Raw genomic sequence first — 16,707 nt, forward strand, 5'->3', positions numbered from 1 at the left:
TAAGGTGGTTATAACATTGGGGCTCCACCTCTTCCCATTCCGAACAGAGAAGTTAAGCCCAATCGTGCCGATGGTACTGCAATTATGTGGGAGAGTAGGTTACCGCCGTCTTTAAGCAAGAGCGCCTCTAGTAGAAATACTACAGGCGCTTATTTTGGTAGATACAATACACTCATATAATTATATACTGCAATCACTAGTACTAGTATTACTACAAAAACTGCAAGCTCCAATTACTCTTTACCTAATCTGAAAATACATAATTCTATACTATAGATAGGGATAGATAAAAAGCGTGAATAAGCATATCAGTATTTTTTATCATAATTTACACTCTTAAATAATGCTCTTTCATTATTGTATTATATCTTTGTTAAATCATCAAAGTATTTTCTGATAGTATGTTTTGTGAGAAAACGATGTCAGATTAGAGAGCATTAACAAGAATTGTAAAACAAAATAAATATCATTATTATGTTAAGTAAGAAATTAGAAGATGCATTAAATGCGCAAATCAATGCTGAATTATGGTCGGCATACCTATATTTATCAATGTCTGCTCACTTTGCAGCAGAGGGGAAACCAGGATTTGCAAACTGGTTCGAGATTCAATTCAAAGAGGAACAAGATCATGCGATGAAATTTTTCAAATATATTATAGAAAGAGGTGGCAAGGTTGAATTAAAACCTGTGGCAGAAGTTCCATTGTCATGGAAATCGCCGTTAGATGCTTTTGAAGATACGTTGAAACATGAAAAAGTCGTAACAGGTCTTATTAATGATCTTGTATCTTTGGCTAAGGAAGAAAAAGATTATGCTACCGAAAGTCTATTGAAATGGTTTATAGACGAGCAAGTGGAAGAAGAAGCTACAGCTACGAGCTTCATTGATGCTTTGAAATTGATTAAAGATAATGGCTTTGGTATATATACCCTTGATAAAGAATTACAAGGTCGTGCTTATTCTCCAATTGCTGAGTAATTGGATGTACTATACTAGAATCACTCCAGAGCTTTTCCGGGGTGATTTTTTATATAATAAATAATCAAAAGTGGAAAGATATTGTTAAAAGTCGATAATATATCAAAATCCTACGGTGGCATTAAAGCCTTATCTAGTGTGAGTTTTACATTAGATAGAGGCCATGTTGTCGGACTGCTGGGTGTAAATGGTGCAGGAAAATCGACTTTAATGAAGATTTTGGCAGCAATCATTCATCCTGATAAAGGTGAGATAACCTATAAAGGAAAAGATGTATTTACTGATACTTTTGAAATAAGAAAACATATAGGCTATCTTTCTGAAGATAATCCTTTATATGAAGATATGTATGTGAGGGAATACCTCCAATACGTCGCTGATATTTATAAAGTAGAGAAAGATAAAGTATCTTCTGTTATAGAGCAAACCGGCTTACATAAAGAATATAAGAAGAAGATAAAAACTTTGTCGAAAGGTAATAGACAACGTGTAGGCATTGCACAGGTTTTGGTGCATGATCCCGTATTTCTTATTCTTGACGAAGCAACAAGCGGATTAGATCCTAATCAGCGAGAAAGTCTGAATAATTTATTTGTCGAATTATCAAAAGAGAAAATGATCATTTTCTCTACTCATATATTACAAGAAGTAAAAGATATCTGCTCACGCTTTATACTTATGGATAAAGGTCTAGTTGTTGCCGATCAGGATATTGATACGATAGAATCTATACAAGAAACTTTTCACCAGTTGATCAATGAAAATAATAGCTGATAAAAATATTCCTTTCTTAAAAGGCGTAGCCGAGAATTATGGTATAGTAGAATACCTTGCGGGTTCCGATTTTACACATGATAGTATCAAAGATGCTGATGTACTTATAGTACGAACTGTTACTCACTTCGATGAAAAGATACTGAAAGATACTAATGTGAAATTAATCTGTTCGGCAACTATCGGTTATGATCACATTGATACAGATTATTGTGATGCTCATGATATTGTATGGAAGAATGCACCGGGATGTAATTCAGGTTCGGTACAGCAATATATTGTTTCGTCGTTGATAATTATTTCACGCAAGAAAGGATTCGATCTGAGAGACAAAACAATCGGTATAGTAGGTGTCGGTAATGTGGGTAAGAAGGTTGCAAAAGCTTGTCGTTTATTAGGTATGAAAGTTTTACTTAATGACCCACTAAGACAAGCAATAGAAAATGATAATAGTTTTGTAAGTCTCAAAACTATTCAACAGGAAGCAGATATAATAACTTTCCATACTCCGCTAACTAAGGACGGAAGCTATAAAACGTATCATTTAGCAGATAAAAACTTTTTCGTATCTCTAAAGAAAAAACCTATTATAATTAATTCAGCTCGTGGTGGTATAATCGATACAGAGGCTATCAAAAATGCAATTAAGCTGGGTGAGATATCGGGTGCTATAATAGATTGCTGGGAAAAGGAACCGACTATTGATCTTGAATATATGGATTTAGTAGATATTGCCACTCCTCATATAGCAGGCTATTCTGCCGATGGAAAGGCAAATGCCACACGTATGTCGTTAGAATCCATAGCAGATTTCTATCAGTTAAGTAAAGAGCCGATTTCGGCAATAAAAGAACTCGAACCAATAAATCCGCTTATAGACTTAGCTACTTATCCAACTTCTGACAATCGAGTTTACGATGCGATATTGGAAACATATACACCGATGGGTGATTTCGGGCGTTTAATTGCTGCACCGGACACTTTTAAACAATTGAGGAACGAATACCCACTTCGACGCGAATATAAAGCATACGCTGTTGTAAACGCGTCAGAAGACGAGCGGATATTGTTAAAGGAATTAGGTTTCAGATAATGATGCCTTTTCAATATTTTTATTCTGGATCGATCAGGCTCCAATTATTCAGTTGTTTCGCACTATTCTGAACCTTGGTAGTATAACCTGTATTCCCGAAAAGCTTCAATTCTCTTTTCGGACCTGCTAGTGGCGTGTCGTCCAGTTTATTTATAAAGTCGATTAGAGTACTTTCTCCCAGATTATTATCATAGAGTGATACCTCGTGAAGCTGATGATTGTTTCCCGATGTAATTGTAGTTAGATTTGTACCGGACAGACGCAAAATCCCTAAACTGGTTGCGTTTGTTATATTTAATGATTCTAAAGCATCTTGTTTATTTGTATTACTTGTACAGCTTAAAAGGAATAGGTGAGATAAGTCTTGGCAATCAAGTGATTTTAGTTTGTCGCATAAACCAATTTCAATAATAAATAGATTTTTTATACCTCCAAATTTAATGCTCTTAAGAGCTTGTAGGTTAACTAGTTTTAATGTTGATAGATTTTTGCATTTGCTGATATCTAGAGAAGTAATGCTATTTTGCATTTCATTGAATTCTATTATTTCAATTTTCTCTGCACCTTCTCCTAAATTTATAGGTTCTTTGGTTTCAATATTAGTTAAGGATAATGTGTATAATGATGTAATGGCGCTTAAATCAAGTTTCGCTATTGCTGTATTTGTTATTTTTAATGTTTTAAGACCAGATAATTCCTGTAATTGGATGTCTTTTATTTCAGCCCTTTTAGTATTTTGTATATCGATCGGATTGTAATTTGATATATGTAAATAATTAAGGTTTTTGCATGCTTTCAAGTCTAATTTTTCAATAGTTATCAGATCAATAAATCTTACAGTTAGACCCAGTATATTATTATTGTTTAGGTTTATACTCCCAATATCAGTCCACAAATCAAGGCTTACGGATGATAACAGGCAGTTGTTGAGTTGTTCAAAATTAAATTCGCTGTTGACATCCATTCTTAAATATCGGATTTTAGAGTTAGATGGTATTTGTATCTTTTCTAATCCTTTACTGATGAGTTCAACGTCTCCTATTTCCATGCTTTCACCGATATACAAGCCTTTGATAGTCGAAAGTTCTGATAAATCAGTATAAACATCTCCATTATCAGCTAGAGATTGAATATCTATAGCTTTAATTGAGATCGTATACGTTTTGGTGTCTTTATATTCATGAGTCAGTTCTGTCGAAGAAGTGGATCCCGGTAGCTGTTGTATTTCGCCGTCTCCCCAATCGACTGTTATATCCTTGGCTTGTATACTGAAACCGGAAAAAGTCGAAGATGAGCTTGCATCATAAATGAGTTGTATTTCTCCATTTTTTGGTTGCCCCGGAATTATAAGATCTTCCTGATCGTTATCGCTGGAACACGATATTGCGAATATTAGTGCGAAAATGCACAATAAATGTATTTTTTTCATGATTTCATAGATTTAAATATTTAATAAAAATAGGAATATTTATATATGTCGTGTAAGGCTTTAAGTTAATTAAGGTTAATGTGGTGCGTGTGCTAACTTGTTAAACAAAAAAAGCTCCAAAACTTGGAGCTTTTTTTGTTTATGGAAAACTGTCTCTTAGCAAGACGTGCAATTAGTCGGCTTTATTTGTTGAAAGAAATCATTTCCTTTATCATCTACCAGAATGAATGCAGGAAAATCTTCTACCTCTATCTTCCAGATAGCTTCCATACCCAATTCAGGATACTCCAGACATTCAAGGCTCTTGATATTAGTCTGTGCCAGAATAGCAGCAGGGCCACCAATGCTGCCTAAATAGAATCCGCCATGCTTATGACAAGCGTCTGTAACTTGTTGGCTGCGGTTTCCTTTAGCGATCATAATTAAACTGCCACCATGCGATTGAAATGAGTCTACATACGAATCCATGCGTCCCGCGGTAGTTGGTCCCATCGATCCGCTGGCATATCCTTTCGGAGTCTTAGCAGGACCCGCATAATAGATAGGATGATCTTTTATATATTGTGGAAGGCCTTCGCCATTGTCTATTCTCTCTTGAAGTTTAGCATGGGCAATATCGCGACCCACAATAATCGTTCCTGTAAGAGACAAACGAGTCGATACCGGATATTTTGTAAGTTCGGCCAAAATCTCTTTCATCGGTCGGTTAAGGTCGATTTTCACACCGCCTCCTTCTCCTGCTTCACGCAGTTCTGCGGGGATAAGACGTGTCGGGTTATCTTCCATTTTTTCTAACCAAACACCATCTTTGTTGATTTTTCCTTTGATATTACGGTCAGCCGAACAAGATACTCCCATGCCTACAGGGCAAGAAGCACCATGGCGAGGCAAACGTACAACGCGTACATCGTGAGCAAAGAACTTACCTCCAAATTGAGCACCAAGACCAAGTTCTTGAGCAGCTTTTAGTAATTTGTTTTCCATTTCTATATCACGAAATGCTTGTCCGCCTTCGTTACCTTCGGTTGGCAGATTGTCATAATATTTGGTAGAAGCAAGTTTCACCACCTTAAGATTCGATTCGGCAGAAGTGCCACCGATAGCGAATGCAATATGATAAGGAGGACAGGCAGCTGTACCTAATGATTTCATTTTCTCGATCAGGAATTTCTCTAGTTTCCCCGGAGTAAGCAATGCTTTAGTTTCTTGGTACAGATATGTTTTGTTGGCAGAACCACCGCCTTTAGCTACAAAAAGAAATTTATATTCGTTTCCGTTTATTGCATAAAGGTCTATTTGCGCAGGGAGATTTGTTCCTGTGTTTACTTCTTTATACATATCTAACGGTGCATTCTGCGAATAGCGCAGATTGTCTTCGGTAAAAGTGTTGTATACGCCTTTAGATAGAGCTTCTTCGTCATTGCCACCTGTCCAAACGTTTTGTCCTTTCTTACCCATGATGATTGCTGTACCTGTGTCTTGGCAGAAAGGTAAAATACCTTTAGCCGAAATCTCAGAATTGCGAAGGAAAGTAAGTGCCACAAATTTGTCATTGTCGCTGGCTTCAGGGTCTGATAAGATTTTCGCTACTTGTGCCTGATGTTCGGGGCGAAGAAGAAATTCAACATTATGAAAAGCATGTTGCGATAATAATGTTAAAGCTTCTGGTTCTACTTTCAGAATTTCTTGTCCTTCGAAACGACTTGTTGATACATAATCTTTCGATAATAAGTAATACTCGGTCGTGTCTTTTCCCATCGGGAACGTGTCCTGATACTTGAATGGAGGTGTTGCCATGATGTTGTTTTAGTTGATATTTTATACCACAAATGTAATGAAAATATCCCTTTGAGTCAATATACCTCACTTATTTAAAAAGTAGTAAATCGCTGTTTCTTATACTAATTTTGGTTATGAGTAAATGTCTTTACTAAAAAAACTTGTATATTTGCGTTGTATATAGCGACCATACGTGTTGGTGGCAAATGAATATAAAAGAATTAAGCACAAATGAATACAAGCAGAAACATATTTTTAGTATGCATAATGCTTTTGATTCCGGTCTGGGCTATGGCTCAGATAGGGAAAACGAAGATCATCCTTAGTACGGGTGATACAACAGTTCTTGTGAATAACCTAAGTAGTGGTTTACAAGGAGAAAAGGCCAGGTTTCTAAATAGAGATAAAAGATTTAAAGAAGAGCAAGTATTCTTAGAAATGGATACTAAATATCAATCTCTTGAAGAAGCAGCCCTGGATGTTAATAAACTATTGGATAAAGTAGCTAGAGAGCATACCGCAAATATAACAGTAAATGAATCTTTAGGTTTTCGAGCATCACAAGTAGAAAGGATGAAGCGAAAAAAAGAAGTTGTGGCTACTAGTCTTGCCGATAGTATATTGGCGGAATCCACGGCTCTTAAATTAGCTGAATTGTATGCTAAGTTTGGCGACAGGCCAACTTACTATATAAACGGGATAGAGGTTGATCCTGTTTTTATCGATTTCTTGCGTCCTGCCGATGTGTTAAGCCGTACAGTAAAGGCTACAAATACGCTTTCGGGTAATCCCAATGGTGAAATTTGGGTTCAGGTCCTGCCGGAAGTTGCTGAAAGTTTATTTGTCGGAGCTGAATATTACCCATCAGAAGAGGAGATGGCTCCAATTGAGGAACCGGTACTATTTGACGATTTGATAAAAGTTTCGCCTTCCAACAAAAATAAATCTAAAGAGATAGATTCTGCCCCTCGGAAAATAGGTCAAGATGGTGAGACGATCAAGCCGGCTCAAAGGACCGAAATTAAGATGGAAGAAGTGAAAAGCGATAAAGGCGAAAAGATAAAAATAGAAGTGGAAAAGAAGGACGAGCCTAAAAAGTCTGTCCGAAGAATAAAAGAAAATAGAAAACAGAAAGCTGAACAGGATAAAAACGATTAATCGTTTTTATCCTTAAGAATGCTTTCGATAATAATAGGGAAGTGCGTATATTCTAATATATGCACTTTTTTTGCGACATCTTCATAGGTGTCATCCTTGCTCACTTGGCATTTTGCCTGGAAGATAACATCTCCCTCATCATAGTTTTCGTTTATATAATGTATTGTTACCCCCGATTCTGTGTCACCTGCCTTAACAACGGCTTTGTGCACATTATCTCCATACATGCCTTTACCTCCGTGCTTAGGGAGTAGAGCAGGGTGTATATTTACAATTTTATTAGGATAAGCCTTAAGTATATTATCCGGTACTTTTAACAAAAATCCGGCAAGAACAATGAAGTCGATATGCTTATCTCTTAGATAATTAACTACCTCATTTGTGTTCTCAATTTCATTTTTAGAGAATGTAACGGATTCTATACCAAGTGTTTTGGCTCGCTCGTGTACAAATGCATCTTTTTTATTAGATACAATAAGAGAGATTTCTATATTGCTGTTTCCTTCGAAATATTTAGCAATATTCTCAGCGTTAGTTCCTGATCCTGAGGCGAAAATGGCGATTTTTGTCATAAACGTGTTTAATGTTGTCTGCACAGAAATAAAAATAATGTGCAGTTTTAACTATTTTATCAATGAAATATTTGTTTCGTATGTATAAAAAACTGTTACTTTGCATCGACAAAATTAGAAATAAAAAATTTATTATTAATTAAAACTAAGAATTATGTCGGAAGTAGCATCAAAAGTGAAAGCAATTATTGTTGATAAGTTAGGCGTAGAAGAATCTGAAGTAACAAATACTGCCAGCTTTACAAATGATTTAGGAGCTGATTCACTTGACACAGTAGAATTAATCATGGAATTTGAAAAAGAATTTGGTATTTCTATTCCAGATGATCAAACTGAAAAAATCGCTACAGTAGGAGACGCTGTCTCTTATATTGAAGCAAATGCAAAATAATCTTTTTTCCAATATTTACTTATGGAGTTAAAAAGAGTAGTAGTAACAGGTCTGGGGTCGATAAGCCCTATTGGTAACAATGTAGCCACTACGTGGAACAATGCTATCAATGGAGTGAGTGGTGCCGGACCTATTACTCATTTTGATGCGTCTAAATTTAAAACGCAATTCGCTTGTGAAGTTAAAGATTTCGATCCATCTGTTTATTTGGATAGAAAAGAAGCTCGCAAGTGTGATAGATATACATTACTTGCAATCGCAGCATCAGAGGAAGCGATAGCCGATTCGAATTTCGATTTTGAAAAGGTGAACAAAGATAGAGTCGGAGTTATATTCTCGGCAGGTATCGGTGGTATTAAAACTTTCGAAGAGGAAGTTGCATACTACTACACTCACGAAGATATGGGTCCTAAATTCAATCCGTTCTTTATTCCTAAGATGATTTCTGATATTGCAGCAGGACATATTTCTATTAGACATGGTTTACGTGGACCTAATTTCGGAACAGTATCTGCATGTGCCTCGTCGACCAACAGTGCTATTACAGCATTCGATCTTATCCGTTTGGGTAAAGCCGATGCTATGGTAGTGGGTGGTGCCGAAGCTGCAATTACTCCGGCCGGAGTTGGTGGTTTTAATGCAATGACTGCATTATCGACCCGTAACGAATCTCCCGAATCAGCATCACGTCCGTTTAGCGCTAGTCGCGATGGGTTTGTAATGGGTGAAGGAGCTGCTTGTTTAATCCTTGAAGAAATGGAGCATGCAATTGCTCGTGGTGCTAAGATATATGCGGAAGTAGTTGGAGGTGGAATGTCTGCCGACGCTTACCATTTAACAGCATCGCACCCTGAAGGATTAGGAGCTAAACTTGTGATGAGAAATGCACTTGAAGATGCTAATATGAAGCCCGAAGAGCTTGACTATGTAAATGTACACGGTACATCTACACCGGTAGGAGACCCTTCTGAAATCAAAGCAATTAAAGATGTGTTTGGTGATCACGCCTACAAACTAAACATTAGTTCTACAAAATCAATGACCGGTCACTTGTTAGGTGCTGCCGGAGCAATAGAAGCTATGTTCTGCGTACTAGCTGTACAGAACGACATAGTTCCTCCTACAATCAACTACACAGAAGGTGATGAAGATGCTGACATTGATTATAAGTTAAACCTTACATTCAACAAAGCTCAGAAGAGAGTTGTTAATGCTGCTCTTTCTAACACGTTTGGTTTTGGTGGACATAATGCTTGCGTAATCATTAAGAAGTTTAAAAAATAAGTAGAAGTGCTTAAAAAACTATATCGAAGTATGAGGCTTCTTCCTAAAAGAGGGAAGGAGCCTTATGTTTCTTTTTATAGGATACTAAACTTTACCCCGTACAATATAACGCTCTATGAACAAGCGCTTTTGCACAAGTCTTCTTCGATAAAGATGAAGGATGGGCGTTGGATAAATAATGAACGCCTTGAGTTCTTAGGTGATGCGATTCTCGATGCTATAGTGGCTGATATCGTATTCAAAGAATTTGAGTATAAGAAAGAAGGCTTTCTTACCAACATGCGCTCTAAAATAGTTCAGCGTGAAACTTTAAACAAACTTGCACTCGAATTGGGTATCGATAAACTCATCAAGACATCAGCCCGTAGTACTACACCCAATACACACATGTATGGAAATGCTCTGGAAGCATTGATTGGCGCTATTTATCTCGATCAGGGATACAGGATGGCTAAACAGTTTGTTTATGAACGTTTGATCCAGCAATTTCTAAATATAGATACTGTCGCCGAATCGGAAGGTAACTTTAAATCACGATTGATAGAGTGGAGTCAGAAAGAAAAGATTGCCGTGAGTTTCGACCTAGTCGATAGCTTCGTAGATGAGAACAATACGCCGATCTTCAAGACGGTGGTCAGGATACTTCACGAGACAGTTGGTGAGGGAACAGGCTATTCAAAAAAAGAATCGCAGCAGAAGGCCGCTCAGATGGCTATGGCGCGATTGAAAAATGATTCTGAATTCATACACTACATAATGAATAAACATAAAAGTCATGTAGAAAGCTTGATGGAATCTAAAAATGTAGAAGTTGAAGAGTCATAGAGGATTCTATGATAGATGAAATAAAAAAGGAGGAAAGCTAAAACTTTCCTCCTTTTCGTTTAATCAATATTTAAAACTACTTCCTCCTAAAAACTCTCTCAAAAGAGATGTTGGGGGCAGTTCTCTATCGCTGATGTAATTGAAATACCCTAAAAATTTCAATAGACGATGTGCTTCTGCATATTCGGGGGCATTGTTTGGTACTTGTGTAAGTATAGGCTCGGCATAGCGGCGTAAAGCTGCAAGCTCGTATATCATAGCCGAGTTGAACATCACATCGGCATTCTCCTGATAAGGGAAAATCCATTTCTCCTCACCTTTGCGAACACTTTGCCAGCGTGATAGTGTATCGATAGCCGAATAGTTGCGGTAACGGTAGTCGCGTATCAAACGGCGAAGCAATCTGTTATCAGTAGTTGGTATCCAGTTATGATTATCCAGTGAAATGGTGGTCAGAGCCGAAACATAAACTTTGAATTTTTGTTCGTCCGGTATATTTACAGTCAAGTCCGGATTTAAGCCGTGTATTCCTTCTATAACCAGAATGTTGTCTTCCTCCAATTGTAGTTCATCACCTTTGTATTCTCTTTTTCCTGTTGTGAAATTGTAAGTAGGTAGTTTAACTTTTTCACCTGTTAATAAACGCTCCAAATCTTCATTAAATTGGGCAATGTCAAGGGCATGCAGCGATTCGTAGTCGTAGCCTCCATCTTCGTCAAGAGGTGTTTTCTCTCTATTTACAAAATAGTTGTCGAGAGATAAGCCAACCGGTTTTAATAAATTGACCATCAGTTGTACTTCCAGACGCATGCGGAAAGTTGTTTTACCGGACGATGACGGTCCCGAAATAAGAACGATACGTAGGCCGCTATCTACTCTTGCTGCTATTTTTCCTGCAATATTTGCAATTGTTTTTTCTTGTAACGCCTCAGATACTTTTATAATATCCGGCATTCTATGCTTTTGGTTAGCTTGGTTGAGATCACCGACATTGCTTAGCCCTATTATGTTGAGAAACTTTAATTGCTCCCCATATACATTAAACATTTTGGCTTGGTCAATAACCGGTTCTAATTCTACGGGGTTACTTCTGTTTGGTACACGAAGTAGCAATCCGTCATGATAAAGTTCGAGATCGAATATATTTATATACTTTGTCGATGGAGCCAGGCAACCATAGAAATAATCTATAGAATCTCCCAGTCTGTAATATTTAGAATAGAGTGCTCCTGATGTTTCCAGAAGTAGCGCCTTATCTTCAAATCCTTGCGCCCTGAATAATTCTACAACTCTGGATGTTTCTTCTTCCACACCTTCGAATGGTAGATCGGCAGCAACATATTCTTTCATTTTGGCTTTTATAGCCTCTATGTCTTTAGTTCCTAAAATGCCATTACCTATGATCTTACAGAAATATCCTAACGAAATCGGATGTTCTATATTTAGCTCGGCATTAGGTAATACTTCGGATACCGCTTTGGCTAATAAGAAGCATAGTGAGCGTACATATGTTCTCATGCCCGATGATTCATTGATACTAATGAATTTTACGGTTTTGTTATTATAAGCTTTATAATCGAGAGGTTCTGTCTTGTTGTTTACTTTCGCGTTTATTATCGGATATTTTGATTCGATATTAAGTTCTTTAAGAATCTCAAGAAGACTGATTCCTGCCGGGAAATCGGTACGAGTGTTGTTGTTTGTACAGTAAATCGTAATTCTGTCATTCATAAATTCAGTGTCTTAGTTTTAGTGAAAAAAGAGGATGTTGCTTTAGGCAGACATCCTCCAATTAGTTTTTTTATTTAAAGTTCATGAGTACATTACTCCATGAAGCTTACTTTTCCAGTTGTCATGTCATAAACACCACCTACAATTTTAACTTCACCTTTGCTCTCCATTTCTTTAATGATAGGGCTCTTAGTTCTGATTTGGTTGATCGCAAGTTCTACGTTGTGATCACAAACTGCTTCTACGAAAGCTGGGTTTGCAGATGTTTTGTCACCGTCGAATTTTACTTTAGCACCATCTACAGCTGGTTTGATTTTGTTAAGTAATCCTGTGATGTTACCTAGTTCTACACCATCGATAGCTGCCATTACAGCTCCACAATGTTCGTGACCTAGTACAACGATTAGTTTAGCGCCAGATACTTTAGTTGCAAACTCAAGACTACCGATAAGGTCGTCGTTTGCGATGTTACCGGCAACTCTACCAACGAAAGCATCACCAATACCAAGATGGAAAACATCTTCTACCGGTACACGAGAGTCAAGACAAGATAGGATAGCTACTTTAGGGAATTGACCTAATGAAGCTTCTCTTACTCTAACTGAATTGTTTCTAACAGTTAGATTGTCAGATGTAAACTCTTCGTTTCCTTTTTTAAGACTGTTCAATACATCTTGTGGAGTAAGTTTGTCTTGATCAGCTTTTGTCAATACTGTGCTTGTTAAGATCTGATCATTTGCGATCTCAGTTGCAGTTGTATCTACAGGTGTTGCAACTACTTCCTTTTCTTTGCTATTACATGAGCTAAAAAGTAGTGATAGGGATAGCAAACTTGCTGCTCCTGTCAATAAAATAACATTTCTTTTCATAAATTTCTCTGTTGTTTATTTGTTTATTAATCTGCGAATCGTAACTATTTTTATAAAGAAGCTTTGAACATTAAGATTGTAAATAACTTATTTCCTTAAAACATACTTATCTGCTAAGTTTCCTACTATCCTATTCCCTTCCATGTCTAGTTGAATAAGAGTGTTTTCTCCAACGAAGTATTGATTAGGAGAATCAATACCATCGAGTGTAATTGTATTACCTTCGACATTCCAGCTGAAATTACCTTTCTCTTCACTAGTGCTATCTTTTTTTCCTATGTATGTAGTAGTTTTCGTAAATGCATTGTCGTTAAGAGTTATTACAACTTGCATTCCTTCGCCACTAGCTGTAGGCAATGTCCCTTTGTACGTTCCTATAATGTCAAGTGAATTCTTGGCATTATGTTCATCATTCATGTTTTTAGCAATTTTCGAAAATTCATCTACTGATGCTACTTCCTGCTCTGATGTTTTGGAGGAGTTTCCACAGCTATATAAAACTAGCATAGCTAAGGGTAAAATTAATAGCTTCTTCATCTTCATTCTGTTTCTTCGTTGTTATGTACAGTGACTTCATAGCCCAATTTCTCAATAGCTGTCTGAAGTTTTTCTACCGATGTCTTGTCTTTCTTGTATTCAATCTCTACTGTTTTATTCGGCAAATCAACACTCATATCCGTTACCCCTTTTTCGTAAGCAATATTTTTTTCGATACGCTTTTTACAATTATCGCAATGCATAGAGACATCAAAAAGAACGATCTCCTTATCGTCTTTTTTATTCTTTTTGTCTTGGGCAAAAGATACTCCTCCAATTGTTAATAAGAGGGTGAGAACTAATGAAAAAATCTTAATATTCATAACTTAACTTTAAATTTAATAGTTATCGTTCCTTAGTAAACGATTTACAACGCTATTCTGTTTAGATTAAAATGTTAATTTTAAGAAAAAATTATCCCATATCGCAAAGGCAACTGATCAGATTGCGGTCCCCATACGCATTATCGATGCGGGCAACATTTATCCAGAATTTGTTATTCTTCACAAAATCAAGTGGATATGCTGCTTTTGAGCGAGGATATGCATGCTTCCATTCATCTGCGCATATCTCATATTCGGGATGTGGTGCATTTATTAAAACATTGTCTTCTTTGCTGTAAACGCCATTTTCCACCTCTTTTATTTCCTCCCAAATCTGATTCATAGTTTCGATGAAGCGATTTAGCTCTGCAAGGCTTTCACTTTCGGTTGGTTCTATCATCAGTGTACCATGTACCGGAAACGAAAGGGTAGGAGCATGGTAGCCGTAGTCCATAAGGCGTTTTGCGATGTCACTCTCTGTGATGCCCGATGTTTCTTTTACGTTTCGGCATTCCAGTATCAGTTCGTGACCGACTCTGCCCGTTGTTCCTCTATAAACAATACCATAAGTATCTTTTAAGGCTTCAGCCAGATAGTTAGCATTTAGTATTGCTATTTTTGTTGCATTTGTCAGTCCGTCGGCTCCCATCATGCGAATATAACCGTATGTGATAGGGAGGATGCCTGCGCTGCCATAAGGGGCAGAAGCAACAGTATTGAGTGTGCTGCCGTCTGTCTGTGGATGGTGTGGAAGGAACGGAACTAAATGTTCAGCTACGCAGATAGGACCTTCGCCCGGACCACCGCCACCATGTGGTATGGCAAATGTTTTGTGCAGATTAAGATGGCATACATCTGCTCCTATAAAGCCCGGATTGGTAAGACCTACCTGAGCATTCATATTTGCACCGTCCATATATACTTGTCCGCCATTGTCGTGTACAATCTTACACATTTCTTTTATTTCTTTCTCGAAAATTCCATGTGTAGACGGGTATGTAATCATACAGCCGGCAAGATCGGCTTTGTGTAACTCTGCTTTTGCAACAAGGTCTTCCATGTTGACATTGCCCAGTTCGTCGCAGGCAATTGTTACAGTCTCGTATCCTGCTTGAATTGCTGATGCAGGATTAGTTCCATGTGCCGAAGCCGGTATCAATATAATACTGCGATGCCCTTCTCCTATACTCTCAAGGTATGTGCGGATGGTCATTAGCCCTGCATACTCTCCGGCTGCGCCCGAATTAGGCTGGAAGCTTACGTCAGCAAATCCTGTTATTTCTTTGAGATATTCTTTCAGCTCGCCAATTAGTTCGGTGTACCCTTGTGTCTGAGACTCGGGTGCAAAAGGATGGATGTTTTGAAATCCACCTAAAGACAATGGTAACAGCTCCGATGCTGCATTCAGTTTCATTGTACATGAGCCTAACGAAATCATGGAGTGTGCCAGAGATATATCTTTCCTGTCGAGGCGTTTTATATAGCGCATCAGTTCAGTTTCGGTATGGTATAAATTATACACCTCGTGTTGCAGGTAACTGCTTTTACGGATAAACTGCTCCTTTATAATACATTTTTCAGGAAGGTCGTCTATCATAAATACTTCCATTCTGCCTTTTGCCATAGCAAAAACAGCAAGAAGTTCGTGCGCTTTATATTCGGTGATAGTTTCGTCTATGCTTATTCCTATTTCGCCTGTTGTAAAATATCTTAAGTTGATATCGCGCATTTCGGCCATATCATGAATCATGTCCTGTGTTATTCCATCAGGAAGTGCAACTTTCAATGTGTCGAAGTATTGCTCGTTCTCGCAAATATAACCCAACTCTTTAAGTTCATCGCTGATAAGAGCGGTTGCGGAATGGATGCGTTTTGCAATATTTTCTAAGCCTTTCGGTCCGTGATATACTGCATAAAATCCTGCCATTGTTGCTAGTAATGCTTGTGCAGTACATATATTAGATGTCGCTTTCTCTCTTTTGATATGTTGTTCGCGGGTTTGAAGAGCCATGCGATAGGCTGCTTTTCCATAAGCATCTTTCGATACACCTATGATACGTCCCGGAATGTTACGTTTATATTCTTCTTTCGTAGCGAAGAATCCTGCCGATGGTCCACCGTAAAACATTGGTATGCCAAATCGTTGGCTGCTACCGAATGCGATATCTGCTCCCCAATCTCCCGGAGGTGTAAGTAGGGCTAATGCCATAAGATCTGTGGCAACAGCAACCTTACAATCGGCACTGTGTGCTTTTTCGGTGAAAGCGGCATAATCTTCAACGCTTCCATTCGAGTTAGGATATTGTATTACGGCAGCGAAATAACTATTGTCTAATGCTATCTCTCTGTAACTACCTATTACCACCTCTATTCCTTGCGGTTTCATGCGTGTTTCTATAACAGCAAGAGTTTGAGGGAAAATATATTGGTCTACAAATACTTTGTTTGCTCCGTTTTTAATCTGATCGCGGCTGCGTAATGCATACATCATTGTTACGGCTTCAGCTCCTGCTGTCGATTCGTCTAGCAACGAGCTGTTCGATAACGGTAATCCTGTCAGATCACTCACCATTGTTTGAAAGTTCATCAAAGCTTCCAGCCGTCCTTGCGATATTTCGGCTTGGTATGGTGTGTATGATGTGTACCATACCGGATTCTCAAATACATTGCGGATGATAGGAGCAGGAGCAACGGTATCGTACCAGCCCATTCCTATATATGATGCACTTATTCTGTTTTTTGATGCCATGAGCGCCATTTCTTCGGCATATTCATGCTCACTTAGTGCTTCCGGCAAATTCAATTTTCCTTGTAACCTGATGTTTTGAGGAATGGTTTGGTCTATCAGTTCGTCAATCGATTTTACACCGATTTTAGCCAACATTAGCTTTTGATCTTCGGCATTGATACCAATGTGACGATACTGGAATTTTTCGGTCTCCATAATTTTTTGTGTTTTTA

General features: G+C 37.8%; 15 protein-coding genes and 1 rRNA gene. 8 read left to right on the forward strand and 8 right to left on the reverse strand.

Translation table 11 applies throughout. From position 1 onward, the window contains the following. From rrf to pdxB, 4 genes are all read left to right on the forward strand, one after another. Positions 1–111: ribosomal RNA gene (gene rrf / locus G7Y57_RS13115) — 5S ribosomal RNA — on the forward strand. 363 nt (positions 112–474) lie between these two features. Beyond that, positions 475–981: a ferritin gene (locus G7Y57_RS13120; protein WP_165024836.1), complete on the forward strand. Its 507-nt coding sequence runs from the start codon at positions 475–477 to the stop codon at positions 979–981. Positions 982–1,119: 138 nt separating this feature from the next. After that, positions 1,120–1,755: an ABC transporter ATP-binding protein gene (locus G7Y57_RS13125; protein ID WP_255491448.1), complete on the forward strand. Its 636-nt coding sequence runs from the start codon at positions 1,120–1,122 to the stop codon at positions 1,753–1,755. Then, a complete protein-coding gene (pdxB, locus tag G7Y57_RS13130) occupies positions 1,739–2,848 on the forward strand; it encodes a 4-phosphoerythronate dehydrogenase PdxB (protein ID WP_165024849.1) in 1,110 nt (369 codons plus the stop codon). The genes G7Y57_RS13125 and pdxB overlap by 17 nt, the downstream gene beginning before the upstream one ends. 19 nt (positions 2,849–2,867) lie before the next feature. Here pdxB and G7Y57_RS13135 read toward each other — a convergent pair whose 3' ends face one another. Further along, positions 2,868–4,277: a hypothetical protein gene (locus G7Y57_RS13135; protein WP_165024852.1), complete on the reverse strand. Its 1,410-nt coding sequence runs from the start codon at positions 4,275–4,277 to the stop codon at positions 2,868–2,870. Between the two features lie 156 nt (positions 4,278–4,433). Next, positions 4,434–6,074, reverse strand: coding sequence for a fumarate hydratase (locus G7Y57_RS13140; RefSeq protein ID WP_165024855.1), 1,641 nt, complete (start codon positions 6,072–6,074; stop codon positions 4,434–4,436). Between the two features lie 213 nt (positions 6,075–6,287). Here G7Y57_RS13140 and G7Y57_RS13145 point away from each other — a divergent pair, with 213 nt between their 5' ends. Next, positions 6,288–7,214: a hypothetical protein gene (locus G7Y57_RS13145; RefSeq protein ID WP_165024858.1), complete on the forward strand. Its 927-nt coding sequence runs from the start codon at positions 6,288–6,290 to the stop codon at positions 7,212–7,214. On the opposite strand, the gene G7Y57_RS13150 is transcribed toward G7Y57_RS13145, so the two are convergent. Then, the gene (locus G7Y57_RS13150; protein ID WP_165024861.1) at positions 7,211–7,786 is read right to left on the reverse strand and encodes a phosphoribosylglycinamide formyltransferase; all 576 of its coding nucleotides are present in this window, start codon (positions 7,784–7,786) and stop codon (positions 7,211–7,213) included. The genes G7Y57_RS13145 and G7Y57_RS13150 overlap by 4 nt on opposite strands. 154 nt (positions 7,787–7,940) lie before the next feature. On the opposite strand from G7Y57_RS13150, the gene G7Y57_RS13155 reads away from it, so the two are divergent. The 3 genes from G7Y57_RS13155 (at position 7,941) to rnc (ending at position 10,286) form a co-directional block, all read left to right on the forward strand. Next, positions 7,941–8,177, forward strand: a complete 237-nt coding sequence (locus G7Y57_RS13155) for an acyl carrier protein (protein ID WP_165024864.1) — start codon at positions 7,941–7,943, stop codon at positions 8,175–8,177. Between the two features lie 21 nt (positions 8,178–8,198). Further along, complete coding sequence (gene fabF, locus G7Y57_RS13160) at positions 8,199–9,461, forward strand: beta-ketoacyl-ACP synthase II (protein ID WP_165024866.1); 1,263 nt, start codon at positions 8,199–8,201, stop codon at positions 9,459–9,461. 129 nt (positions 9,462–9,590) lie between these two features. Further along, positions 9,591–10,286 carry a ribonuclease III gene (gene rnc / locus G7Y57_RS13165; RefSeq protein ID WP_410492648.1) on the forward strand — a complete coding sequence of 232 codons (696 nt, stop codon included), beginning with the start codon at positions 9,591–9,593 and terminating at the stop codon, positions 10,284–10,286. Positions 10,287–10,349: 63 nt separating this feature from the next. Here rnc and G7Y57_RS13170 read toward each other — a convergent pair whose 3' ends face one another. The 5 genes from G7Y57_RS13170 to gcvP form a co-directional block, all read right to left on the reverse strand. Continuing rightward, positions 10,350–12,017 carry a nucleoside kinase gene (locus tag G7Y57_RS13170; RefSeq protein WP_165024868.1) on the reverse strand — a complete coding sequence of 556 codons (1,668 nt, stop codon included), beginning with the start codon at positions 12,015–12,017 and terminating at the stop codon, positions 10,350–10,352. A 92-nt stretch (positions 12,018–12,109) separates the two neighbouring features. Further along, on the reverse strand, positions 12,110–12,886 hold the full coding sequence (locus G7Y57_RS13175; protein WP_165024870.1) for a carbonic anhydrase family protein: 777 nt from the start codon (positions 12,884–12,886) through the stop codon (positions 12,110–12,112). An 87-nt stretch (positions 12,887–12,973) separates the two neighbouring features. Continuing rightward, positions 12,974–13,423: a copper resistance protein NlpE gene (locus G7Y57_RS13180; protein WP_165024872.1), complete on the reverse strand. Its 450-nt coding sequence runs from the start codon at positions 13,421–13,423 to the stop codon at positions 12,974–12,976. Positions 13,424–13,425: 2 nt separating this feature from the next. Then, positions 13,426–13,746 (reverse strand): heavy-metal-associated domain-containing protein, encoded by a 321-nt coding sequence (locus G7Y57_RS13185; RefSeq protein ID WP_165024874.1) that lies wholly within the window; start codon positions 13,744–13,746, stop codon positions 13,426–13,428. Between the two features lie 91 nt (positions 13,747–13,837). After that, the gene (gene gcvP, locus G7Y57_RS13190; protein WP_165024876.1) at positions 13,838–16,690 is read right to left on the reverse strand and encodes an aminomethyl-transferring glycine dehydrogenase; all 2,853 of its coding nucleotides are present in this window, start codon (positions 16,688–16,690) and stop codon (positions 13,838–13,840) included. Positions 16,691–16,707: the final 17 nt, after the last annotated feature.

Source organism: Dysgonomonas sp. ZJ279 (genome assembly GCF_011039205.1).
Classification (GTDB): Bacteria; Bacteroidota; Bacteroidia; order Bacteroidales; family Dysgonomonadaceae; genus Dysgonomonas.